17 protein-coding genes are annotated in these 24161 nt (G+C 65.6%); 13 read left to right on the top strand and 4 right to left on the bottom strand.

Annotated features, from left to right (window positions below; genetic code table 11):
* Positions 1 to 76: 76 nt before the first annotated feature.
* From AC2EWF_RS04365 to AC2EWF_RS04325, 9 genes are all read left to right on the top strand, one after another.
* Complete coding sequence (locus AC2EWF_RS04365) at positions 77 to 1174, top strand: hypothetical protein (RefSeq protein ID WP_483638114.1); 1098 nt, start codon at positions 77 to 79, stop codon at positions 1172 to 1174.
* Between the two features lie 2 nt (positions 1175 to 1176).
* Complete coding sequence (locus AC2EWF_RS04360; RefSeq protein ID WP_483638113.1) at positions 1177 to 2481, top strand: glycosyltransferase; 1305 nt, start codon at positions 1177 to 1179, stop codon at positions 2479 to 2481.
* A gap of 48 nt (positions 2482 to 2529) precedes the next feature.
* A complete protein-coding gene (locus AC2EWF_RS04355) occupies positions 2530 to 3972 on the top strand; it encodes a lipopolysaccharide biosynthesis protein (RefSeq protein ID WP_483638112.1) in 1443 nt (480 codons plus the stop codon).
* Positions 3973 to 4018: 46 nt separating this feature from the next.
* Positions 4019 to 5290, top strand: coding sequence for a glycosyltransferase (locus AC2EWF_RS04350; protein ID WP_483638111.1), 1272 nt, complete (start codon positions 4019 to 4021; stop codon positions 5288 to 5290).
* Positions 5287 to 6606: a hypothetical protein gene (locus AC2EWF_RS04345; protein WP_483638110.1), complete on the top strand. Its 1320-nt coding sequence runs from the start codon at positions 5287 to 5289 to the stop codon at positions 6604 to 6606. Before AC2EWF_RS04350 ends, AC2EWF_RS04345 begins: the two co-directional genes overlap by 4 nt.
* Positions 6603 to 7688, top strand: a complete 1086-nt coding sequence (locus AC2EWF_RS04340) for a glycosyltransferase family 4 protein (RefSeq protein ID WP_483638109.1) — start codon at positions 6603 to 6605, stop codon at positions 7686 to 7688. Before AC2EWF_RS04345 ends, AC2EWF_RS04340 begins: the two co-directional genes overlap by 4 nt.
* Positions 7688 to 9655 (top strand): asparagine synthase (glutamine-hydrolyzing), encoded by a 1968-nt coding sequence (gene asnB / locus AC2EWF_RS04335; protein ID WP_483638108.1) that lies wholly within the window; start codon positions 7688 to 7690, stop codon positions 9653 to 9655. The genes AC2EWF_RS04340 and asnB overlap by 1 nt, the downstream gene beginning before the upstream one ends.
* A gap of 82 nt (positions 9656 to 9737) precedes the next feature.
* Positions 9738 to 10898 (top strand): glycosyltransferase family 4 protein, encoded by a 1161-nt coding sequence (locus AC2EWF_RS04330; protein ID WP_483638107.1) that lies wholly within the window; start codon positions 9738 to 9740, stop codon positions 10896 to 10898.
* A 44-nt stretch (positions 10899 to 10942) separates the two neighbouring features.
* Complete coding sequence (locus tag AC2EWF_RS04325; protein WP_483638106.1) at positions 10943 to 12487, top strand: glycosyl hydrolase family 28-related protein; 1545 nt, start codon at positions 10943 to 10945, stop codon at positions 12485 to 12487.
* A 95-nt stretch (positions 12488 to 12582) separates the two neighbouring features.
* Here the strand turns inward: AC2EWF_RS04325 and AC2EWF_RS04320 are convergent, their stop codons facing one another.
* Together AC2EWF_RS04320 and AC2EWF_RS04315 are read right to left on the bottom strand one after the other, a co-directional pair.
* Positions 12583 to 13788: an undecaprenyl/decaprenyl-phosphate alpha-N-acetylglucosaminyl 1-phosphate transferase gene (locus AC2EWF_RS04320; RefSeq protein WP_483638105.1), complete on the bottom strand. Its 1206-nt coding sequence runs from the start codon at positions 13786 to 13788 to the stop codon at positions 12583 to 12585.
* 693 nt (positions 13789 to 14481) lie between these two features.
* On the bottom strand, positions 14482 to 15588 hold the full coding sequence (locus tag AC2EWF_RS04315; protein ID WP_483638104.1) for a polysaccharide biosynthesis/export family protein: 1107 nt from the start codon (positions 15586 to 15588) through the stop codon (positions 14482 to 14484).
* 760 nt (positions 15589 to 16348) lie between these two features.
* Between AC2EWF_RS04315 and AC2EWF_RS04310 the strand changes: the two genes are divergently transcribed.
* The 4 genes from AC2EWF_RS04310 to AC2EWF_RS04295 all read left to right on the top strand — a co-directional run bounded on the left by AC2EWF_RS04310 (position 16349) and on the right by AC2EWF_RS04295 (position 19987).
* Positions 16349 to 16471: a hypothetical protein gene (locus tag AC2EWF_RS04310; RefSeq protein ID WP_483638103.1), complete on the top strand. Its 123-nt coding sequence runs from the start codon at positions 16349 to 16351 to the stop codon at positions 16469 to 16471.
* Between the two features lie 367 nt (positions 16472 to 16838).
* A complete protein-coding gene (tviB, locus tag AC2EWF_RS04305) occupies positions 16839 to 18116 on the top strand; it encodes a Vi polysaccharide biosynthesis UDP-N-acetylglucosamine C-6 dehydrogenase TviB (RefSeq protein ID WP_483638102.1) in 1278 nt (425 codons plus the stop codon).
* 129 nt (positions 18117 to 18245) lie between these two features.
* The gene (locus AC2EWF_RS04300) at positions 18246 to 19214 is read left to right on the top strand and encodes a polysaccharide deacetylase family protein (protein WP_483638101.1); all 969 of its coding nucleotides are present in this window, start codon (positions 18246 to 18248) and stop codon (positions 19212 to 19214) included.
* Positions 19211 to 19987 (top strand): formyl transferase, encoded by a 777-nt coding sequence (locus tag AC2EWF_RS04295; RefSeq protein ID WP_483638100.1) that lies wholly within the window; start codon positions 19211 to 19213, stop codon positions 19985 to 19987. Before AC2EWF_RS04300 ends, AC2EWF_RS04295 begins: the two co-directional genes overlap by 4 nt.
* A gap of 596 nt (positions 19988 to 20583) precedes the next feature.
* Here AC2EWF_RS04295 and AC2EWF_RS04290 read toward each other — a convergent pair.
* Together AC2EWF_RS04290 and AC2EWF_RS04285 are read right to left on the bottom strand one after the other, a co-directional pair.
* Positions 20584 to 21225 (bottom strand): hypothetical protein, encoded by a 642-nt coding sequence (locus AC2EWF_RS04290; protein WP_483638099.1) that lies wholly within the window; start codon positions 21223 to 21225, stop codon positions 20584 to 20586.
* Entirely contained in the window at positions 21222 to 23999 is a 2778-nt protein-coding gene (locus AC2EWF_RS04285) for a DNA methyltransferase (RefSeq protein ID WP_483638098.1), read from the bottom strand. Before AC2EWF_RS04285 ends, AC2EWF_RS04290 begins: the two co-directional genes overlap by 4 nt.
* Between the last annotated feature and the right edge of the window lie 162 nt (positions 24000 to 24161).

The following is a 24161-nucleotide window of genomic DNA, read 5'->3' as shown; positions in this document are numbered from 1 at the left end:
TGCTCGTGCCGTACCGGCATGCACGCGCAACCGGCGCAGGCCGCCCGGGGCCGCGCGGCATGAGGGACCTGTACGCATGAAGAAGATCATCTTCGGCAAGTGCTACGCGTTTTCCGGCGACGAAGGCCTGGATCAGATGCTCGCGGAAAGCCTGCAGCTGTACGCGGACGCCGGCGACCGCGAGCCCGAGGTGAACGTCCGCGTCGGCCACGCCGCGACCGCGCATATGCCGTCCTCGATCAACCCCAAGGTGCACAAGACCTTCGAGCGCGGCATGCTGACTTCGTTCCCGCGGATCGACGTGTACTGGGAGCGTGCCGGCGACGGCCGCCTGGAAGTGGAGGCCGTCATCAAGCCGCGGCGCGGCATCCGGCGCACCGTGCACAAGCTGATGTCGATGGAGTATCCGCGCGGAACCGAGATCTTCGAGCAGATGCTGCATGAGTTCGTGCTCGTTCCCTCGGTCTACTTCTTCAAGGACGTGGTGCCGATCCATGCCGCATCCGTGACCATAGCCGGCAGCGCCTGCCTGCTCGCCGGCACCGGCGGCGCGGGCAAGTCGTCCGCGATGCTGGCGTTGCGGCGCAACGAGGATGTCGGGTTCGTCAGCGACGACATCGTCATCATGTCCGACACCGCCCGGGTCAACGGCAACATGGCGTGGCCGAAGATCTACGGCTACAACTGCATCGGCAACGCGATGAAAAGCGAGATCCTCGCCGGCCGCGGATGGATCGACCGCGCCCATTTCAATATCAAGAACCATCTGAATTCCGCCAACGTGCGGCGCAAGATGTCGCCCGACCGGCTATATCGCCGCGTGGAGCCCGCGTCGGTGCCGCTGACCCGGGTGTACTACGTAGTGCGCGAGGACGTACCCGAGATCCGCGTGTCGGCGCTTGGACTGAGCGACGCCGTCGACATGACGATCGCCGTGATCAGCGCCGAATACAGCGTCTTCCACGACCATCTCTACTGGGAGGAGTACAACGCACTGGCCACCGGGCGCCCCGCGATGCTGACGATGGCGGAGGTGACCGCGAACTGGCGACGGGTACTCGCGGCGAGTTTCGCCACAGTGGGTTGCTTCAAGATCAGCGTGCCGTTCAAGGTGGAGCATGCCGTCTACCAGGACAGCGTGAGCGATCTCGTCGTCGCGGACATGACGGCGTAGCCATGAAGATCGTCATCCTGACCAACGCTTATCCCTATCTCCCCGGCGAGCAGTTCATCGAGGACGAGATCGGCTATTGGGCTACGCACGACGGCGTCGACGTGACCTTGTTGCCGGCGCTGGCCGCGGGCGCGCCGCGCCCGGTGCCCGCAGGTATCGCGGTCGACCTCGGCATGGCGCGCCCCGCCAGGGCCTGGCGGCTGTGGTTCACGCTGCGGGCGCTGGGCTCGCCGATCTTCCGGCGCGAACTGGGGTACCTGCGGCGCGCTGGGAAGACGAATCCCCGCACCATCACGCGAGCCCTGCTGCACGTGTCCAAGACGCTCGAACAGGCCGCGCAATTGCAACGATACGCCGGCATCCACGGCCGTATCGATGTGGCCTATTGCTACTGGAACGAGACGCAGGCCTGCGCCGCCCTGCTCGCCAGGAAGTCCGGCGCAGTGCGCAAGGTCGTCTCGCGCGTGCATGGCTACGACCTCTACGAGGCTCGTCGCAGGCATGGTTACATGCCGCTCAAGCGGCAGTTCGTCGACGGCTACGACGCAATCTTCGCGCTCTCGCGGGAGGCGCGGGATTATCTTCGGCAGACCTACAACGCGCCGCCGGAAAACATCCGCATCAGCCCGCTGGGCGTTCCGCTGGCCGGCACGCTCGCGCGCCCCAGCCCCGCCGGATGCCTGCACTTGGTGTCGGTTTCCTCCTGCGTGCCGGTGAAGCGGCTGGACCGGATCGTCGACGCCCTGGAACTGCTCGCCCGCCGCCATCCGGATATCTGCGTGGGCTGGACGCACATCGGAGCCGGGCCGCTGCTGGAGGAGAGCCGCGCGCTGGCGCGGCAGAAGCTGACGGGGCTGGCGAACGTCGCCTGTACCTTCGCCGGCGAACTGCCCAACCACGCCGTCAAGGCGTACTACCGCGGCGTACCGGTGGACGTGCTGGTCAACGCCAGCGAATCCGAAGGCGTGCCGGTCTCCATCATGGAGGCCATGAGCGCGGGCGTACCGGCGGTCGCTCCCGATGTTGGCGGCATCGCCAGCCTGGTGTCCGATCGCTGTGGCGCACTGCTGAGCGCAACCCCGGACGCCCGGGAGATCGCGGACGCCATCGAACGGGTCGCCTTCGCCGACGGGCGGGACAGCCTGCGCGAGCAGGCACGGCAGGCGATCGAGTCCGGCTTCGACGCCGCCCGGAATTACCGCGACTTCGTCGCCAGCGTCATCGCCATCGGTGCAGCGTGCGGCCGGGAACCGGCCCGCACCGTGCCCCGCGCGGCCTATCCGCTCCGGCAGGCGACACGACGGTGAACATGACTAAGGCCCAACCAGACAGGTCGACGGGTGAACATACGAACCGTGCTTGCATTTGCCCTTGGCCCCATCGTCACCGCCGGACTCGGACTGGTGACGGTGCCGGTGATCGCCTGGGTCTTCCCGCCCGCCGACGTGGGACGGTTGAACATCGTGCAGATCGCGGTGTCGTTCGGCGTGCTGCTGTTCAACCTGGGGCTCGACCGCGCCTACGTGCGGGAGTACCACGAATGGAGCGACCGGAGTGCGCTGCTGAAAGCCTGCTTCACGCCGGGCTTCGCGCTGCTGCTGCTTGCGATGCTGGTCACGCTGCCGATCGACCGGCGCCTTGCCGGCTGGCTGTTCGGCCTTGGACACGTCGCGTACTACTGGATGCTCCTGGCCTGCGTGGTTGCGAGTTTCATCTCCCGCTTCCTCTCGCTCATCCTGCGCATGCAGGATCGCGGCATCGCGTTCTCCGCGAGCCAGATCCTGCCCAAGGTGATCCTGCTGCTGGCCGTCACCGTACTGGCGCTGCCGGCCTTCTCGCGGACCTTCGGGGAACTCGGGCTGGCGTACCTCGCTTCCCTGCTTTCCGTCCTGCTCATCTACAGCTGGAGCACCTGGCGCGAATGGGTCCCTGCCCTGCGCGCCCCGGTTTCCCGCCCGCAGATCCGCGGCCTGCTCGACTACGGCATACCGCTGATCTTTGCCGGCGTGGCCTTCTGGGGGCTGGACGCCACCAGCACGCTGGCCCTGCGTTCGCTGTCGACCTTGCCGGAGCTGGCGATCTACTCCGTCTCCATGAGTTTCGCCGGCGTGGGCGTGGTGTTCCAGACGATCTTCTCCGTGCTGTGGGCGCCGATGGTCTACAAATGGGTGGCCCAGGGCGCGGACATGCGGCGGGTCGACCATGTCGCCCAGCAGGCGCTGGCCGTGGTCTGCGCGATCTGGGTCCTGAGCGGAGCCTTGTCGTGGCTGACCGGCTTCGTGCTGCCCGCGCACTACGTCCAGGTGAAATACCTGATGCTGTGCTGCATCGGCGAGCCGCTGCTGTACACCCTCTCCGAGGTGACCTGCGTCGGCATCGGGATCACGCGCCGCTCGATGCTGTCGCTGTGGTCGACCATCGCGGGGCTGGTCGTCAATGTCGGACTCAGCGTGTGGCTGGTACCCGGCCATGGCGCCGCCGGGGCCGTGGTGGCCAACGCCATCGCCTTTCTCGTCTTCTTCGTGGCACGCACCGAAGCTTCGGCCCATGTCTGGCGACCGTTCCCGCGCGCCCGGTTGTACGCGTTCGTCACGGCCGGCGTAGGCCTTTCCATCGCCACGCTGGTGTTCGGCCCACAGGCTCCGTTCCATTTCAGCGTGGTCTGGCTGGCGCTGCTGCCGGTCGTCGCCTGGTGCTTCCGCGACGAATGGAGCGGCATGCACCGCGCCCTGCTCGACGCGCTGAAATCACGGCGCGGCTACCCGGAGCCCGACGGGGGGCCTGGTGCGCTGCCATGAGCGAGACCATGCCACGCGCCACTTCAAAGCACCCGAGGCCGCGGCGATGACGAAGATCAACCTGTTCGTCTTCGCGGCGCACCACCTGTCCGGCAACATCGCCGCGCAGCGCTTCAAGGGCCTGCTCAAGTACCTGGATCCGGAGAAATACCGGATCTTCGTGCTCACCCGCGAACCGGCGACTGGGGCGGTCGCGCCGGTGCCGACGCCAGGGATCACCGTCCTGCCACTACCGGGCCATTGCGTGGGAAGCGAGTCCCACGCCACGGCATCGCTGCTGCCCATCGTCGCGGCGTTCCTGCGCCCGCTGCCATTCCTGCTCGCCGGGGATGCGGAACGCGAGCAGCCGTGGCTGGTCCGGGCGCTGGCCGTGGCCGACCGGCTGTGTGCGGAGAGACTGGCCGCTGGCGAACGCTGCGCGGCCATCGGCACGTATTCGCCGATCGACGCCCTGGTCGCCGCCGCAAGCCTGGCAAGCCGGCGCCGCATCGGCTGCCTGCAGGATTTCCGCGACGGGCTGGTGTTCGAGCCGCTGGGCAAGCCCGGCCGACTGCGGGCCTGGATGCGCCGGCTGATCGAGCGGCGCGTAGTGGCCGCCGCGGGCCTGGTCACCTCGGTGAGCCCCCCACTCGTCGCCGATTTCCGGCGGCGCTATCCGCGCAAGGCCGTCGCAACGCTGCCCAACGGCTACGATCCGGCCGACTTCGCGACAACCGGCAACGCCGCAGCCGACGATCCACGGGCGGCTGCCATCCTCGCCCGGTGGGTTCCGGCCGGCGCGCAACTGATAGGGCATTTCGGGCGCGTCGGCGCCAGCGACAGCTCGGCGTCGCGCAGTCTCGATTTCCTCGTCGATGCGTTGAACGCATCCCCCGCGACGATGGCGAACAAGCATGTGATGTTCGTCGGCGAATTGACACAACAGGAACGGGCCACGCTCGAACGCGCCCGGTTTTCTGTCAGCGTGCTCGGCCCGGTCGAACGCTCGCTGGCGCTGCAACTGATGCAGCGCTGCGACAAGCTGCTGCTGCTGACCGGTTCGCGCGCCAGCTGCGCCACCGGCAAGCTGTTCGAGTACCTGGCCGCGGGGGCAGACATCGTCTGCGTTTCCGGTGTGCCCAACGCGGCCACCGCGATCCTGGCCGAGACAGGCGCTGGACGCAGTCTGCTGACCAGCGACGGCGCCGCGGCCGGCGATGCCCTGAGGGCCGCGCTGGCACCCCGCGCCGTCGACGCGCAGCGTGACATCGGTCCCTACAGCAAGCTGGCGCAGGCCGGCATGCTCGACCGCTGGATCACCGACATGGTGCGGCCATGACGCACGGCCACGATCCGTCGTCGGCCGCTCCTGCGGAACTGCTGCTACCGCCGCCGGCACTGCTGGGCGCGGGCAAGTACCGCATCACCGTGGGCCACTTGTTCCTCGGCACGGCCTTCCTGCTGCTGTTCCTGTCCGTGGTCATCCCGAACTCGCTGCAGGTTCCCACCGCGGCGGTGATGGGCGTGGCGTTCCTGCTGGCGCTGCCCGGGCTGCGCATCGGCGCCGGCTTCAGGAACCTGCTGGGCATGTACATCTGCACCGTGATCGTGACCACCGCCTACATGATCGTGGGCGGCATGCACGACGCGCCGCGGGTCGCCCTCGCCCAGGTGCTGGCGATCTACATCGTGTCGCCGCTGCTGTGGACGATCATCGCGGAGGCCTTGCTGCGATGGCTGGGGACCGACCGGCTGATCGGCTGGTTCGTCCTGCTCAGCCTGCTCTGCGCCGTCAGCGTCGCGCTGTTCTTCTACCTGTACTTCCGGCACGGCGCGGCGGCCGTGGCCTTCTTCTTCCAGGGCGCCAACATCAACCAGAACGAGGGGTTCTCCGGCGCCACGATGCACGTGTACGGTTCGCTCATCTTCCTGTGCGGCGGCTTTTTCAGTTCGCCCGAACTCATCCGCAGCCGCTTGCTGCGTCTGGTTCTGCTGGCGGCGCTGCTGGTCTGCGCGCTCACCTCGGGCCGCTCAGCGCTGATCCTCGCGGTGCCGATGGGCTGGCTGCTGGGCCTGATGCTGACTTCGCGCACGACCGAGCACCCGCACGGCTCGATGTTCACCGGCGTCATCCGCTACGGCCTGCCGGTGCTGGTCGCCACGGCGGCGGCGTTGTTCCTGCTTCAGGCCTATACGCAGATCAGCCTGGGCGCGGTGCTGGACGTCGTCACGAACAAGCTGGCCTCGGGCGGCGGCGAAGCGCGGGTGCAGATGGGGCATTCGCTGCTCGCCGGCGTCCTCGACAACGGCGGCCTGGGCTCGGGCCACGGCGTCGGCGTCAAGTACGTCAGCGACCCCATCCACCCCTGGCGCTACGAGCTGGTGTGGCTGGCCACGCTCTACCGGGTGGGGATACTGGGCACGATCATCTACGCGCTGCCGTTCCTGCTCTACATCCTCGCGGCGCTCCGGCTCGCATACCGGCGCCGGCTGCCGGCGCGGCACAAGTTCATGTTCAGCGGCCTGGTCTGTGCCCTGCTGGCGACCAATACGAATCCCTACATTGAGGCGTTTGCCTTCCAGTGGATGTACGTCATTCCGCTGGTCGCGCTGTTCATCGAGTACCCGGACTGCCTCAGGAAGTCACCGGCATGAAACGTCTCAGGGTGCTGCTGTTTTCCAGGTATACAAGGCTGGGCCCGAGCACCCGCTTGCGCAGCCTGCAGTACCTGCCCCTGTTGCAAGATCGCGGGATCGACGTCGAGGTGCATCCGCTGTTTCCCGACGCCTATCTCGAGAACCTGTACGGCAATCGCTCTGCGGCCGCCCGCTGCATCGCGTGGCAATCCTGCGCCCGGCGCCTCGTGCAGGTCCTGCATCGTGGCGCGCACGATGTCGTCTGGATCGAGGGCGAACTCTTTCCCTACCTGCCGCACTGGATGGAGTCGCTGCTGGCGCGCTCCTCCAGGCCCTACGTCGTGGACTACGACGACGCCTTGTTCCACAAGTACGACCTGTCGTCCAGGCCGCTGGTGAGGCGCCTGCTGGGTCGCAAGATCGACCGCGTCATGCGCGGGTCGGCCTGCGTGGTCGCCGGCAACCGCTACCTTGCCGAACGCGCCGAACGCGCCGGCGCGGCACGGATCGAGATCATTCCGACCGTGGTGGACGAGAAGCGCTACGCCGTGGTGGACCACACGGACAGCAAGGCGCCGGTGATCGGCTGGATCGGATCGCCGGCCACCGAGGAGTACCTGCTGGACAACCGCGGCGTGCTGGAGCAGGTCTGCACCAGGCACGGTGCGCGCCTGCTGCTGGTCGGGCCGCGGACGGAGGTTGCCGGGGAGTTCGGCAGCGTGGTGCCGGAGGTGGTGGGATGGTCTGAGGATAGCGAGGCCGCCGCGATCGCCCGGATGGACATCGGTATCATGCCCTTGCGCGACGGCCCATGGGAGCGCGGCAAGTGCGGTTACAAGATCATCCAGTACATGGCCTGCGGCCTGCCAGTGGTCGCCTCGACGGTGGGCGCGAACCTAGACATCGTGCGGCACGGCGAAAACGGCTTTCTGGCTGAGGGACCGGCCGCGTGGCAGGACGACCTGGAGCAGCTGATCCGGGACCGCGACCTGCGCACGCGCATGGGACTGGCGGGCCGCGCACGCGTCGAGCACGAATTCAATGTGGGCGTGCAGGCCTCCCGGCTCGCGGACGTGCTGTACGGCGCGGGGCGGCGCTGATGTGCGGCCTGGCGGGGCTCTGGCAATGGCGTGGCGGTGCGCGTGAGGCGCTGCTGAAACAGGTGCAGGCCATGTCCGCCCAGCTGATCCATCGCGGCCCCGACGACGGCGGCGCGTGGTGCGACGAATCGGCGGGCATCGCCTTGGCGCAGCGGCGCCTGTCCATCCTCGATCTCTCGCCGGCCGGCCACCAACCCATGCCCTCGGCATGCGGGCGCTACGTCCTCGTGTTCAACGGCGAGATCTACAACCACCTCCACCTGCGCCAGCAGCTCCTCGCTGAAGGCGCGGCGCCGGCGTGGCGCGGGCATTCGGACACCGAGACCCTGCTCGCCTGTTTCGTCGCCTGGGGCGTCGAGCAGACCCTGCGCGCCTGCGCGGGCATGTTCGCGCTTGCGCTGTGGGACCGTCGACAGCGCACGCTCACGCTCGCCCGCGACCGCATGGGCGAGAAACCGCTGTACTACGCATGGCAGGACGGCATCCTGCTGTTCGGCTCGGAACTCAAGGCGTTGAAGGCGCATGCGGCGTTCCGCGCCGAGGTTGATCGCGACGCGCTCGCGCTGCTGCTGCGCCACGACTGTGTTCCCGCGCCCTATTCCATCTATCGCGACGTGCTCAAGCTGCGTCCCGGTCACCTGCTGTGCATCACCGCGGATGCGCCGCGCCACGCGCAAGCCGTGGCGTATTGGCGCTACAACGACGCCGTCAGCGCGGGACTCGGCAACCCGCTGCATGGCTCGGACGCCGAAGCCATCGATGCGCTGGAGGAACAATTGGGTGCCAGCGTCAGTGCACAGATGCTGGCCGACGTGCCACTGGGCGCCTTCCTCAGCGGCGGCATCGACAGCAGCACGATCGTGGCCTTGATGCAGGTGCGCAGCCGTCGCCCGGTCAAGACCTTCACCATGGGGTTCGGCGAGACCGGTTACGACGAGGCAGCACACGCCAAGGCCGTGGCCAGGCATCTCGGAACCGAGCACACCGAACTCTACGTGCGGCCCGAGGATGCCCTCGCCGTCATCCCGAAGCTCCCGTCGATCTTCTGCGAACCGTTCAGCGACAGCTCCCAGATTCCCACCTTCCTGGTCAGCCAGCTGACCCGCCGCGAAGTGACGGTGGCGCTGAGCGGCGACGGCGGCGACGAGCTGTTCGGCGGCTACAACCGCTATCTGGGAGCCCGCACGACCTGGGAACGGATGCGTCGCCTGCCGCCGTTCGCGCGGCTGGCCGGCGCCGGCATCCTACGCTCCGTGCCGCCGGACGCATGGAACCGCTGGTTCGAACGCGTCAAGCCGCTGCTGCCGAAGCGCTGGCACTTGGCCACGCCCGGCGACAAGGCACAGAAGCTGGCCGAGGTGCTGCCGCTGGCCAGCGGCCACGACTTCTTCCTGCACCTCGCCAGCCAATGGAAGCACCCGGGCAGCATCGTCATCGGCGCCCGTGAACCCGCGACCCTGCTGACCGACTCCGATGCGTGGCCGCACACCGGGAACCTGGCGCAATGGATGATGGCGATGGATGCGCAGAGCTACCTGCCCGACGACATCCTGGTGAAGGTCGACCGGGCCGCCATGGCCAATAGCCTGGAAACCCGCGTGCCGATGCTCGACCACCGCGTGGTCGAACTGGCATGGCGCCTGCCGCTGCACCAGAAGATACGCGACGGCGAAGGCAAGTGGCTGCTGCGTCAGGTGTTGTACCGGCACGTGCCCCGCGACCTGGTCGAGCGCCCCAAGATGGGTTTCGCCATCCCACTGGACAACTGGCTGCGGGGGCCGCTGCGCGATTGGGCGGAAAGTCTGCTCGACGAGCGCCGCCTGCGCCAGGAAGGCTTCTTCCACCCCGCGCCGATCCGGCGGAAGTGGCGCGAGCATCTGGACGGCCGGCGCAACTGGCAGCACTCCTTGTGGAGCGTGCTCATGTTCCAGGCCTGGCTGGACGAGAAACGGAGGATATCCGCATGACCCTGCCGCACGCCGGCCCCGCCGCCGCCCGATCCGCCCGCAGGCAGCACTGCACCGCCGCAGCCACGCACGGGGCACGCCCATGAAAGCGGTGCTTTTCGCCAACACGGATTGGTACCTCTACAACTTCCGCCGCGCGCTGGCGACCTCCCTGCAGCGGCAAGGCTACGACGTCCTGCTGATCTCCCCCGCCGGCCCCTACGGCGACAAGCTGCGCACCCTGGGCCTCCGCTGGGAGCCCTTGCCGATGGCGCGCCGCAGCCTGAATCCGCTGCGGGAAGCGGCACTGCTGTGGCATCTCGTCCGCTTGTTGCGGCGGGAACGGCCGGTGCTGGTGCACGGCTTCACCATCAAGTGCGCTGTGTATGGTTCGCTGGCGGCGCGGCTGGCCGGCGTGCCCGCCCGGGTGAATGCCGTGGCCGGCATGGGTTACGTGTTCACCAGCCCGCAACTGAAGGCGCGGATGTTGCGCCCGGTGGTGCGTAGCCTGTTGCGGCTCGCACTCGGCGGCAGCGGTGCGCGCCTGATCCTGCAGAACGCGGACGATGTGGCGCTATTCCGGCAGGCCGGGCTCGTGGATCCGGAGCACATCCGGCTGATTCGCGGCTCCGGGGTGAACTGCGCACAGTTCGCCGCGGGAGCTCACGCGCGCCCCCCGGGCGATGGACGCATGCGCGTGCTGCTGGCCAGCCGGCTGCTGTGGGACAAGGGCCTTGCCGAGTTCGTCGCCGCACTCCGCCAGCTTCGCCAACAGGGCCGTACAGTCCACGCCCTGCTCGCCGGGACACCGGATCCCGGCAACCCCGCTGCCGTTCCGGAAGCGGCGATACGGGAATGGGTTGCGGAAGGACTGGTCACCTGGCTCGGCCACGTCGACGAGATGGCCGGCCTGCTCGGTTCGGTCGACGCAGTGGTGCTGCCAAGCCACCGGGAAGGCTTGCCGCGGACGCTGGTCGAGGCGGCGGCCTGCGGACTGCCCCTGATCACCACCGACGTTCCCGGCTGCCGCGAGGTGGTGTCCGATGGCGTCGACGGCCTGCTGGTTCCGAAGGGCGACAGCACGGCGCTGGCGCTGGCCATCCGGCGACTGCAGGAAAACCCGCAGCTCGCGCGCCGGCTGGGTGCGGCGGCCCGCCTCAAGGCGCGATCCCAGTTCGACGAACACATCGTCATCGAGCGCACCCTGGAGGTCTACGCGGAACTGTGCGAACCGCCGGCAGTGCCCACCGGGTCGCTCCTGTAGACGTCCGTTTCCCGTGTCATGCGCATCCCGGCACGACACGACCCATGCGTCGTTCGGAGAACCGCATCCGCCCGCGAAGGAATCACAGACGGGTTTCGCCGGAACCGCGGCAGCCGTTCCCGGAGCCACGCACGATAGGAGGCCTTGCCATGCGATCCTCACCGCAACTGACGAACGTCCTGGACTTCCTTCCCACTGCGGAACACGCCGCCATCCGTTCGGGCAACAGCTCGTACGATTGCACCGGCGGCATCCAGGCAGCCATCGACCGGTCCGGAAACCGGGTATACGTGCCCGCCGGAGTGTATCCCGTGAAACAGCTCAACCTCAGGTCGGACATCGAGCTGTACGGCGATGGACAGGCCAGCGAGCTGAGGGCGCACGACGACACGCTGGCCTGTGAATTCATGCTCGTCACCCACGTGCGCGACGGAGGCACGCCCGACGTCGCGGACAACATGCGGAACATCCACCTGCACGACCTCAAGCTCAATGGGCGCGTGGCCGAGTTCGGCTACCAGCAGTTCTTCTACCTGCTGGCCGTCAACGCCACCTCGGACCTGACGGTGGAGCGGGTGACGTTCCACGGCTTTCGCGGGGACGGCATGTACGTGGGTTCGGGGACCCTCCGCGGCACCGAGCGCCACAACCAGCGCATCGTCGTACGCGACTGCGTGTTCGATGGCGCGACAAAGGACAACCGCAACGGCCTGTCCATCATCGACTGCGACCATCTCACGGTCGCGCACTGCATCTTCCGGAACATCGGCAACGCGAAACTCTCCCACTCGGTGGGCGGCATCGATTTCGAGCCCGACCACAACTGGAGCGTGTATCGCAATGTCTCCATCACCCACTGCAAGTTCATCGACATCGACACGGTGAACACGGCGGGCATCACGTTCTTCAATGGCCACCAGACGGGAAACAACATTCACGACTGGGTCGTGGCGGACTGCCAGTTCTCGAACTGCTACTGGGGCATCGACTCCGCGACGCGGCCCAAGACTGCAGCGGACGCCGCCGACAACCTCTCCGTGCTGAACTGCCACTTCCTGAACTCGGTCCGCGTCGACATCGCGGTCAACGGATTGAGCGGCACGCAGATCAGCGGCTGCACCTTCCAGCGCTCTCCGCCGGGCTCCGGCCCGGGCGGCGACGCCATCAGGCTGGGTTCCTTCGCCTATGGAACCAGCGAGAATGCCATCGACACGGTGATCACCGGCAACACCTTCATCGGCATACGACCGCAAATGGGCGCGATCGGCGTGCTGGGCGCCAACGGGGTGGTGTGCGCGGGCAATGTGTTCGTCGACATCCACGGCTCCTGCATCAATTTCGCCGAACGCAACACCCCCGACCACACCAGGCTCATGGAGGCGGTGATCATCTCCGGCAACAAGATCAGCCGCAGCATGCACGCGGAAGCGGGTGCCGCCGCCATGTCCTTCCTCAGCACGAGCGAGCAGATGCGCATCACCCGCGGCCACCTCATGCTGGACCGATCCATCGAATACGCCAACGACCTCGACGAAGGCATCAAGCGCGTTGCGGCGGGTGCAACGATCCAGCTCGTGGGACTGAGGTGACCGGCGGCATCCCGGCAAATACCTGCCGCCACCACCTACCGAAGCGCAGCCCCTGATTCAGTCGGGCTCGGGATGCCAGCGGGTGGCAGGCGAGATCAACGGTGATTGGGTTGTTTCGCCGCGCGGTATGTCTCGGTCTGGTGACCGCCCGTGCCGTCACTGTTCTCCCCTCCCCTCACCACAAGATCCGCCGGAATGGCCGGTCGGCCCGAACCCGGTGAAATGAGCTTTGCGCCGATGCCGCTATGCAGGCCCGATCCACTTTGCCGGCGTGCATCCTGTCGCTGCCATGCACGCATGACCGTCGTCATGTATATGCCGAGGATCAGGCAAAACACCGCGAGGTTCGCCCCCGCCGAGTGGGCCACGCCGCTGACGATCGCGCCGATGGATGCGAGGCCGACGGCGAGCACTACCAGCGCGACCAGGGTGGCCCGGGGCCCCAGGCCGGCTCCCTGCAGGATGTGGTGGATATGCCCGCGATCCGGCTTGAACGGCGACTGGCCCGCACGCATGCGTCGAAACATCACCGCGAGCGTGTCGAACACTGGCAGCGCCACGCACCACAACACATCGACGGGCGACAAGTGCGTTTCGGGCAGCTGGCTCAGATAGATGAGTACCCAGGCCAGCAGATAGCCGATCAGCGTGCTTCCTGCATCGCCAAGGAAAACCTTGCCGCCCACGAAGCCGAGGTTGACGAGCAGGTAGGGGAGCGTGGCCGCGGCCAGCAAGGCCAGCAGCATGATCACCCCCCGCAGCGGCATGGGCGACGCAAACAGCACAACGGCAACGATGCTGACCAGCGTGAGGCTGCCGGCCAGGCCGTCGATGCCATCCATCATGTTGAACGCATTCACCAGACCGATGACCGCAAGCACCGTCATCGGCACGCCAAGCCATCCAAGCACCACATCGTGGCCGAAGATGTGTCCAAGCGTGTGGATGTAGACGCCGGTGCTCGCGATCACGGCCAGTATGGCGATGGTCTGGATCAGCAGGCGATCCCGCACGCTGAGGCCGAAGCGATCGTCCAGCGCGCCGAGCAAGGCAAGCACGGCGGCCGTTCCGAGCAGGCTGCGTTCGAACCCGTCAAAGGCGCCATAGCACGCGGCTCCCGCAATCACCCCCGTGAAGATCGCCAGGCCGCCCACCAGCGGTACCTCGCCAAGATGCTGCTTGCGTTGATCTGGGCGATCAACCAGACCCAGCGCCAGAGCGAATCGACGCATGACGACGATACCTGCTGCCGATGTGCATGCGGCAACCAATGCATCGAGGAGCAATCGCAGTTCCTGCATGGGACCTTCGCCTCCTAGCCTGCTCGAGCGGGTCCCCCAAGGTCCGAACGAGTTCAATTGCGGGTGGTTCAGCCGACGGGCGGCGAAAACCTTGCTGACCTGTGCACACGAACCGTGGATGCATCAGACCGGTACTTCCTCCTGTCTGGATCAACCTTGATTCCATCAATGCTGCAGCGATGAGTGACCGACGAGAGCACATCGATCTAACGCCAGGCTTTTGAAGCTATCACCTTTGGATGTCGATTCCGGTACACGGCCGGTGTGTTATTCAGCCAATGCGCGTTTATATGAGTGCCACATGAATCCCATGTCGGGCAGTGTCCGATGAAATCCGTGGCTGCATGATTCAGGCAACCCAAATACAAACGCCGTCACCCGGACAATGCGGCCCCGGAGCATCCTGGAATGACGCGACGGTGTTTTCGCGTTGTACCGGTCCACAATGGAATGATCGGAGTGGCGGGCATTCCCGCGCACAACTACCCCGACGTGACCTTCCGAATAGCGCGTCGACTCGCGTCCCTTGCAACATGACGGACATGCGCCCAGCGAAGCGCAAACGATCGCCGCCGAGAATCAAGCGGCGGCAATCGATCTGCTGCGGCAACCAGGACCATGCCAGCAACGCGGTACGCGTCGATGGCATGGATTCGAACCGGTTCGCGCCGGCGCGATCGGATTCACGGTCGCTCAGTGGGTTGCGCTGTAATTCGCTGCAGTCGCGCTGGTGACCAGGGATGCCGAAGGCAGCAGCTGGCTCAGGAAACGGTTCCAGCGGGTGATTCCGGCCGCGCCGACGAACACCACGTCACCCGGCTTCAACCTGAAATCGTCTCCCAGCGCGAACGCGGACGGGGAACGTGCGTCCAGCTGGAAAACCTTGGCCGGGGTATTTTTCAGATTGTTCGCACCACGTATCACGTACACCGCCCTGCCGTCGGAGGTGACCGGATTCAGGCCGCCGACGCGGCCCAGCGCCTGGGTCAGCGAGATGGAGGGGAGCGTCCTGAAGGTAACCGCCTGGGGACGCATCACCTCGCCCATCACGTACACCTCCTCGGAGTCGTTGTAGGGAAGCATCAGGCGATCACCCGGCTTCAGGTAGATGTCCTTCGCCAGTCCCCGGCTGTCGTACAACGCGGCAAGGTCCAGGTGATAGTTCTGGCCGTCGCGACTCAGCACCAGGTCGGACAGGTTGGCCTGATCGGCATTGACGGTTGCCGTCCCCAGCGCCTGTGCCAAAGTCAACGGAACCGAGGTGATCGGCAGCGGGTCGGTCTTCATGAAAGCGCCCTGGAGCAGCACATGCTGGCTGTTGTAGCCGACGATGCTGACGTCCACCTGCGGCCGCTCGACGTACTTCGCGATCTTGTCGGCAATGGTCTGGCGTACCTGCTCGATCGTCAGTCCCGCCACCTTGATGCTGCCCACATAGGGGTAGAACAGGGTGCCGTCCGAGCGCACCAGACGCCCGTTGGCCGCCGTCTGCTGTTGCGTGCCGGCCGGCGACGTCAGCTCCGGGTGATCCCAGACCGTGATGTAGAGTGAATCCCCCGGGCCGACGTGGTAAGGCCCCGGCTGATAGGACAGCAGTTCCTGCGGCACCGTCGCGGTCAGCATAGGCGTAGGATTCTCTGCCAGCAGTTGCGGGGTAATCGTCACCAGCTGGATCTGGCTGCTGTCGCTTGGCGTACCGCGGACCAGGCCTTTCCCGGACATTTCCTGGCCCGGCGACCACACGCAGCCGCTGGCAAGCAGCGCGAACCCAAGAACGGCAAAGGCGCAGGTCTTTTTCATGATCAAAGGTCCTCGAAGGATTCGTACAGCAATTGCCCGAAACCGCCCGCTGGCGGCATGCCCGACCCCTGATTTCGCGCTTTTTCCGGCCGCACGGAACCGCCCCGAAAAGCGGAAGATCCGCCTTGCGAGAATGACCCATTGAACCGGGTAGTTCGATAATCGCGGCAAAAATCAACCGCAAGAGCTAATGGACCTAATGTGATGCCACATGCAGCGTGAAATAACCATCACGATTCATAACAACGTTTATTGAACGTACACGTGACCGTTTCATCGACCTCGAAAGCCGGCCTTCAAACCCAATGTGTCCAGGCGGAAATCCACGCACGCGGCTCCAGCGCCATGCTTGTCGTTGCTCTGCCGGCATTCGGGTTTCAAGACGGAATCTCTCCGCTGGCCGGCCTTCCAGCGCCACGCCCAGACAGCACCGGACGAGATTTCCACCGCCCGGCGACCAAGTCGTGTCGCTGACAATTTTTGTCCTTCACTGACTCGCCGCGCCGCCACACGCCTGGCATCCCTGACGCGAGGCCGGTGCAGGCCATGTCCCTGGCGGCAGGCATGTCGCATGCATGCGCGGGTGACGCCCGCAACAAGCGATCGGCCATGCTGGAACTTGCGGCATCCATCGCAGATTCGCATCGCGGACCGCGGCGTGTCGTCCCTGGCCATGCGGGCGTCCCCGTTTGGCACGATACTGGCTTGCACAAAGGACCCCGTCCACCAGTCCGGCCGACCGCTACGGATGCAAACAAGCATGGAAAACAACGAGAAAAAGCCATTCTGGGAGAAGAACTCCCGGGGATTCTGGCTCATTGTTTGCTTGGCGGTCAGCGCGTTGGCCGGCTGGGTGATGTTTCACTTGGATATCCTCCATTGACTCCAGGATTCCGGCCGCACAATTAAGTCCGGGCCGGATTTCGTCTGGACGCCAGGCGTCGACGCCGTGGCTTGATATCGTCGAAGCGCGCACCGCCGTCGCAAGCATGCGGAACGAGTATCTGCGTAGTGCGCACTGCAGCTTCAAGACTGCAGGTTCAAACAAGTGGGGTGTCATACAACGACACTGCACATTAACTCGAGATGACTCTGCCTCGTCGCGCAGGAACATGCGCGACCCGTGCGCGATATACCTTTGCAGGGTCGGTGTTGCATCCGCGCAAGCGCAAGCATGACCTTCCGTCCGCGCGCCGACGCACACAGCATGCACTGCATGACGCCCGTCCAAGACATCTCGGGATGACCGTATGCGGAATCCGGAAGACAGCAAGATCGCCATCATCGGCTTGGGTTACGTCGGCCTGCCGCTGGCGGTGGAATTCGGCAAGCACCACGACACGCTCGGCTTCGACATCAACCGGACGCGCATCGAAGAATTGCGCGCCGGCGAGGACCGGACGCTGGAAGTGGATGCCGACGAACTGGCCGCCGCGAAGCGGCTGAGGTTCTCCGCCACGCCGGACGAGCTGCGCACGTGCGACGTCTACATCGTCACCGTGCCCACACCGATCGATGCCGCCAAGCGGCCCGACCTCACTCCGCTGGTGAAGGCCAGCCAGATGCTGGGCAAGGTGCTGAAGCGCGGCGACATCGTGGTGTACGAGTCCACGGTCTACCCCGGCTGCACCGAAGAGGTCTGCGTGCCGTTGCTGGAACAGGGCTCCGGCCTGGTGTTCAACCGCGACTTCTACGCCGGCTACAGCCCCGAGCGGATCAATCCCGGCGACAAGCAGCACCGCGTCACCGGCATCCTCAAGGTCACCTCCGGCTCCACGCCCGAGGTCGCCGATTTCGTCAACCGCCTGTACGGCTCGATCATCACCGCCGGCACGCACCAGGCCAGCTCCATCAAGGTGGCCGAGGCGGCCAAGGTGATCGAGAACACCCAGCGCGACCTCAACATCGCCCTGGTCAACGACCTCGCCATCCTGTTCAACAAGCTCGGCATCGACACCCTGGAGGTGCTGCAGGCCGCCGGCACCAAGTGGAACTTCCTGCCGTTCCGCCCCGGCCTGGTCGGTGGCCACTGCATCAGCGTGGACCCCTACTACCTCACCCACAAGGCGCAGGAAGTGGGCCACCACCCCGACGTGATCCTCGCCGGCCGGCGCACCAACGACGGCATGGGCCCGTACATCGCCGACGAGGTGATCCGGCTGATGGTGCGCAAGGGCATCAACCCGGTGAACGCCCGCGTGCTGCTGCTGGGCCTGGCGTTCAAGGAGAACTGCCCGGACCTGCGCAACACCCGCGTGGTCGACATCGTGCACGCGCTGCGCGGCTACAACGCACAGGTCGACGTGCACGATTCGTGGGTGGATGCCGCCGAGGCCGAGCACGAATACGGCCTCGCCCCGCTGGCCGAGCCGGCCACCGGCGCCTACGACGCGGTGATCGTGGCCGTCGGGCACCACCAGTTCGTCGCGCTGGGCGCCGCGGGCGTGCGCGCCTACGGCAAACCGCAATCCGTCGTCTACGACGTGAAATACGTGCTGCCCCGCGAGGCAGTGGACGGTCGCCTTTGAGCGGGACTTCATGCATGGCGTTGCCGTTATGGAGTGCCGGCTACAAGAGGATCGCGGAGCACAGTCGACGGCGGCACGCTCCCTTGAAGCTGATACGCTTTGACTGGCGTGAAGCGGGCTGGAGATGGAATGAACACCGGCACATTCACCATATCCATCGACTTCGAACTGTATTGGGGCGTGCGTGACACGCGCAGCCTCGATGCTTTTCGCGAGCGCCTGGACGGTGCCAAGCAGGCCATCCCGCGCATGCTGAAGCTGTTCGAACAGCATCGCATCCACGCCACCTGGGCGACAGTAGGCTTCCTGTTCTGCCGCGACCGCGACGCCGCGCTGGCGGCGGCTCCGTCCAAGCGACCCGGCTACGCGAACGACTCACTGTGTCCCTACCGTTACCTGGAGCAATCGTCGGATCTCGACGGGCGCTACCACTTCGCACCTGACCTGGTCGAACTGATCGCCGCGACAGCGGGCCAGGAATTGGCCAGCCACACCTTCTCGCACTACTACTGCCGCGAAGCGGGACAGACAGCTGCGGCGTTCAGGGCCGACCTCTCCGCAGCAGTACGCGTTGCGGCTGCGCAGGGAATCACCCTGCGCAGCCTGGTGTTTCCGCGCAACCAGTGGAACCCCGACTATCTGGAGGTACTCGCCGAGCACGGCATCTCGGCCTACCGCGGCAATGAGCACGGCTGGCTCTATGCCGCCACCGACCGCGTCGGACAGAACGCGCTGCGTCGCATGGGCCGCTTGCTGGACAGTTACGTCAATCTCAGCGGCCACCACACATACACGCTGGAAAGCTGCGCCGGCAGACGGCCGCTCAACTTCCCCGCCAGCCGCTTCCTGCGCCCGCATGACCCGCGGCTGGCCCCGCTGGACGGTCTGCGGCTGCGCCGGATTACAGGTGCCATGCGCCATGCCGCCAGGCGCCACGAGATCTTCCACCTGTGGTGGCACCCCCACAATTTCGGCGTCGACACCGATCAGAACATGGATTTCCTGGAGCGTGTGGTTAAGGAGTTCGAACGCCTGCGACAGCAGGACGGTATGCGTTCGCTGAGCATGGCCGAACTCACCGACGCGCTGGCGGCATGATGAACCGGCGGACTCCACGCATCGTCATGCTGTGCGGCGATGGGCCAACTTCCTGGTTCATGTACAACGCACTGGCGTGCGAGGTGGAAATTCTCGCTGTAGTAGTGGAGCGCAAACCGTCGGCCCGGGGCATGATCCGGCATCGCCTGCGCCGGCTGGGCTGGCCCACCGTCGTCGGCCAGCTGGCTTTCATCGCATTCAACCGGCTCCTGGCGCGGCTCCAGCGCCGCCGCAGCAACGAGCTGATCGTCCGTTACGGCCTGCAGGCCACTTTGCCAGCGGCAGACATCACCCTCCGGGTCGACAGCGTCAACACGGCAACGGTGCGCCGCATGCTGAGGAAGCTGGAGCCCGACGCCGTGGTGGTGAACGGCACGCGGATCGTTTCGCGCGCCGTGATCGAATGCATCCGGCGCCCGTTCATCAATACCCACGCCGGCATCACGCCACGCTACCGCGGCGTGCATGGCGGTTACTGGGCATTGGTCAACGACGATGCCGAGCATTGCGGCGTTACCGTCCACCTCGTCGACCCCGGCGTGGATACCGGCGGCGTGCTGTACCAGCAGCGTATCCACGTCGAGGACGACGACGGCTTCAACACCTATCCGCTGCACCAGCTCGCCGCCGGAATCCCGCTGATGAAGCAAGCCCTGCACGACGTCGTCGCCGGCAACCTGGCCACCCGCGAAGGCGTCGCGCCTTCCAGACTCTGGTATCACCCTACCCTCGGCCAGTACCTGCGGTACCGCTTCTCCAGGTCGGTCAAATAGAGCCTGGCCAGCCACAGAACCTACCCGAAGGCACTTCCGGCTACCTGCTCGGCAGAAGCAGGGGCACAACCGATGCTCCGGAGGAGCTGGGCCACAGGGAGGGGCACACTCTTCGCGATCTGGGGTATCGAAGGGGCGACCTTGGCTCTTGGCTCCAAGCCCCCAAAAATGCCCCCAGCAGAGGCCGGATTGTGGTGGACACCTTTGGATGTAACTGGACAAGAAAAATGGCCGGAAGCCTTGATGTTGCTGGGCTTACCGGCCTTTATTGGACGCCGCTGCACGGCGAATTGGTGGGTGGCGTCTATCCAACAATCGCCGGAAAGCCTTACTGCGCAAAGGTTTCGTGAATTGGCACACCGAAAATACCCGCAAACGTACCCATTCCCGCGCGCGACACCTGTCAGCGCGCCACGTGAGGCATCGACCCGCGCAACGCTTCTTCGCGCGTCCGTCCCTCGGCGCAGTCGACGGCCTCACCCGTCTGGCGGCGCCCCGTGGGGTTCGTTTCGCGAATCCGCCTCGCGCGCGCGATGTGGGCGGTTTGGTCGACATGCTGGGTCTAGCGCCTCACCCAGCAAACCTAAATCCAAAGGCTAACCGCCCTTAAGATCGTCGAAGCCAGGTGCTCCAAACCTACCCAGCAACCGGGCTAAATAGCCGAACTCGCGGGCTGCCAGTTCGGCATCGCGGGCGGCGTATCGGTCAAAGGTGCGCTGGCGCATCCATTTCGGTTTGAACGGCTGGCCGAAAAGGTCGCTGTACTTGTCGCCCAACTTGTGGCGGATCGCCCAGCGTTGATCCATGATGCGTTCCGCGCCACTCACGCGCTGGCTGGCGTAGGTGGGGCGCGGCTTGATCGCGTCGCGGTGGCAGAACTGCGCGACACCGGGCCACTTGTAGAGCTTCACGGCGCGCCGATGCGTGTACGGGCAGCGGGCATACCAGCGATGGCCGCCGTAGTGGCAAGGGATCGCTTCCAGGGCAATGCGGCAGGTCACCGGCTGGCACTTGCCCGTATCGCGGTCGCGGTGCGTGTAGTCCAGCACCAGCAAGCCTTCCGCGTCGGTGAGCGTAGCGTGGTAGTTCACGCTAGCGACTTTCTCGCTATCGCCGTTCGTCCACTGCCAACTGCCGCGTGTCTCGCCGTTCGGCATCAGCGCCCCCAGCTTGAGCATGCGCCGGACGTCCAGACGAATCGCCGATTCGATATGCGGGCGCCAGCCGGAACCGCTCATGGCAATTTGGCCTTGCGCTTGGGTTTGGCAGGCGCCGCCAGCTCGCTGTTCAGTTGCTTGTACAGCCCAAACAGGTACGCCACGCGCGCGGCGTCATCCTTGCCGCTCCGGTAGCCATAGGCGGCGTCTACGGCCTTGTCCAGCTCGCGGTGGGCATCGCGCAGATCGTCGGGCATCGCGTCGGGGTCATACAGGTCGGCCAGCGTGGAACCGGGATGCGCACCGCGTCCCGCCAGCACGGCATCGGCGGCCTGTGCCACGGCGCGGCGTTTTTCCTCGGTCACAACCTGCGGCCACGGAAAGTTGTTGTAGACGATGTGGACGGAATACTGGTAATCGCTTTTTAGTCTACCGGTGACGTAGCGAACCCATGCCATGTGCATGGTGCTAGACAAAATACCCATGTGGAACAGCGTCGCATCCGGCACGATGCGCAGCTTGTTGCTCGCCAACGCATCCGGCTTGAAGTAACCGATTGGGATGAAGCGACGACGTTCGGACGATACTTCAGGGATTACCAAAAAATCCCGATCCGGCATGAACTCGACATGGAAGCGGCGCGGCATCTCCGCCAGCTTCCGAGTTTGCGCACTTTTGCTGTCAGATCGAAACTTACGCACCGCGGCAACGCGCTCCATCGCTAGCGGTAACGCCTTTAGCACAACAGGTTCGACATCTCCCAGCCAGAGGCACCAGCGTTCGTAACCGTTCAAAAACTCGTCCGCGCCCAGCCAACGGCGAAAATACGGTGCCGCGCCCGGCTCATGCGCAATGAACGCATCGTGTTCGTCGGGCGTGAACAAGTAATTGCCGTCGTCAATGGGTTTGTTGCCGATGCCCATACTCGGTGCTTCCGCGCACAACGGCGTGCCGCGTCGCTGCAACACCACGTCCGGCGCATCGGCCAGGTACGGGTTGATGTTCTTTGCGGCCTCCGCCGTCGGCTCGCCCTTGATGCCGTCCGGGTACAAATACAGCGTGCGCTTGTCGGGCTCGCGCAAGCCGAAGCCGATGATGACGCAATGCACGGCGGCCACGCCCTTGCCTTCGTTGCTCCATTGGAAGGTGCGATGCGCAAAGCGGATATGCACGCCGTGCCCCAGCAGCCACGGCCACAGCACGCCCACCTGTTCGCCTTGCGTGATGCTGTTGGTGGAGACGAAAGCCACGTCGATGCGCGGATGCCCCTTGATGTAGTCCGCCGCCTTGACGTACCACGCGGCCACCAGATCCAGCAGCCCGCCATTGGCAAGCGGCGCGAACACGCCCGCCACGTCGGCGCGCTGTGTATCGCTCATGTACTTGGCACCCACGAATGGCGGATTGCCCAGCACGTAACTGCATTGTTCCGGCGCCAGCACGTCGCGCCAGTCGATGCGCAGAGCGTTGTCACAAACGATGGTGGGCGCCGTCACCAGGGGCACCGTGGGGCGTGTGGTGCCGAAGCGTTCGGCAGCCTCCAGGTTCATCTGGTGATCGGTGATCCATAGCGCCACGCGAGCAATATGCGCAGCAGCATCGTCGATCTCGATGCCGTAGAACTGGTGCACGTTGACCCGACACAAGGTGGACACGTCCAGCACGCCGCGTTGTTCACCCCACAGCTCGGCGATCAGCGCCATTTCCAGCCGGCGCAGCTCGCGGTAGGCGATGACCAGGAAGTTGCCGCAGCCGCAGGCGGGATCGAAGAAGGTGAGCGTGGGCAGCCGGTCATACAGCGTGCGCAGGCTGGCCTTGGTGCGCTTGGGCGCATGCAGCTCGGCCCAAAGGTCATCCATGCACAGCGGGTTGAGCAATCTCAGGATGTTGCGCTCGCTGGTGTAGTGGGCGCCCAGCTCGCGCCGTGTGGCCTGCCGTTTGTCGGTGGGGTGTTGCTGTTCCAACACGCCCTGGAACATGGCGCCAAAGATCGCCGGGGATATGCCGCTCCAATCCAGCTCCGAACACAACAGCAGCAGGCGGCGCAGGTCGTGGTTGAAGGCCGGAATGCGCGCCCGCTCGGCGAACAGGCTGCCGTTGATGTACTCGAACGCCGCCAGGTCTTCGTCCAGCGTGGACTGCCGCGCGTCGTGCGGCGTGTCCAGCACCTGGAACAGCTCAGACAGCAGTGCGCCAAGGTCTTTGCCATCCTCGCGGCTACGCTGCACCAGCCGGGTGAACTGGCCGTTGCTGCCAAAGATGCCGGTGTCGTCGGCAAAGAAGCAAAACAGCAGCCGGGTCAAGAACACTTCAAGGTCATGGCCGACAAAGCGCGCGTCCAGCAACGCCTGGTGCAGCTGCGACACCTGATAGGCCGCCTTGCGGTCGGCCTTGGATTCCTCGGCGATCTCCGCCTCATCGTCGATCAGGAAGGCGAACCAGTCGGCGCGTTTTGGCAGCTCATTCAACGTGCATTCGTGGCTGGCACCGCTGCGCAGGTCGGTGAGGCGGAAGCGCGCGAAGTCAGACGTGACGATGTAGCGCGGGCGCTCGGCTTCCTTCAGCGCCAGAAAGTAGTCGCTGGCCTGCGCAAAGGCGGCGTCCAGGTCTTTGCCCCGGCTCTTGTGCTCCACGATCAGCAGGCCAGGGATGAAGCTGTCGATGAAGCCGCGCCCACCGTCCAGCTTGGCGACCGCCTTTTCGTAGATGGTGGCGGACTCGGGACGGATGCCGAAGCATTCGTAGAAGCGCGCCCAGAACAGCTTGGCGTCTGCATTCTCGCGCGTGGCGTGCTGCCACTCCTTGGCGAAGGCGGTAAGCCTGCGGCGAGTCTCGTTCCGTGTCATTGCAGCCATGCGGTCGTGTCCCCCTTGGTGACGGGTCGATTATGCGGGCTGGTGCGATGGCTGGCGACAGGTGCAGTGCGCGCAGCAGGCCCTTGCAACGCGTCCACGGCCAGAGCAAAGCCAACCCCACCTGGTAGATATAAAAAGGAACACGCCTGCCGTGTCAGAACT

The organism is Rhodanobacter sp. sgz306013 (assembly GCF_057031145.1).
The sequence above is the reverse complement of the archived record's forward strand: the minus strand, read 5'-3'. Positions and strand labels throughout refer to the sequence as shown.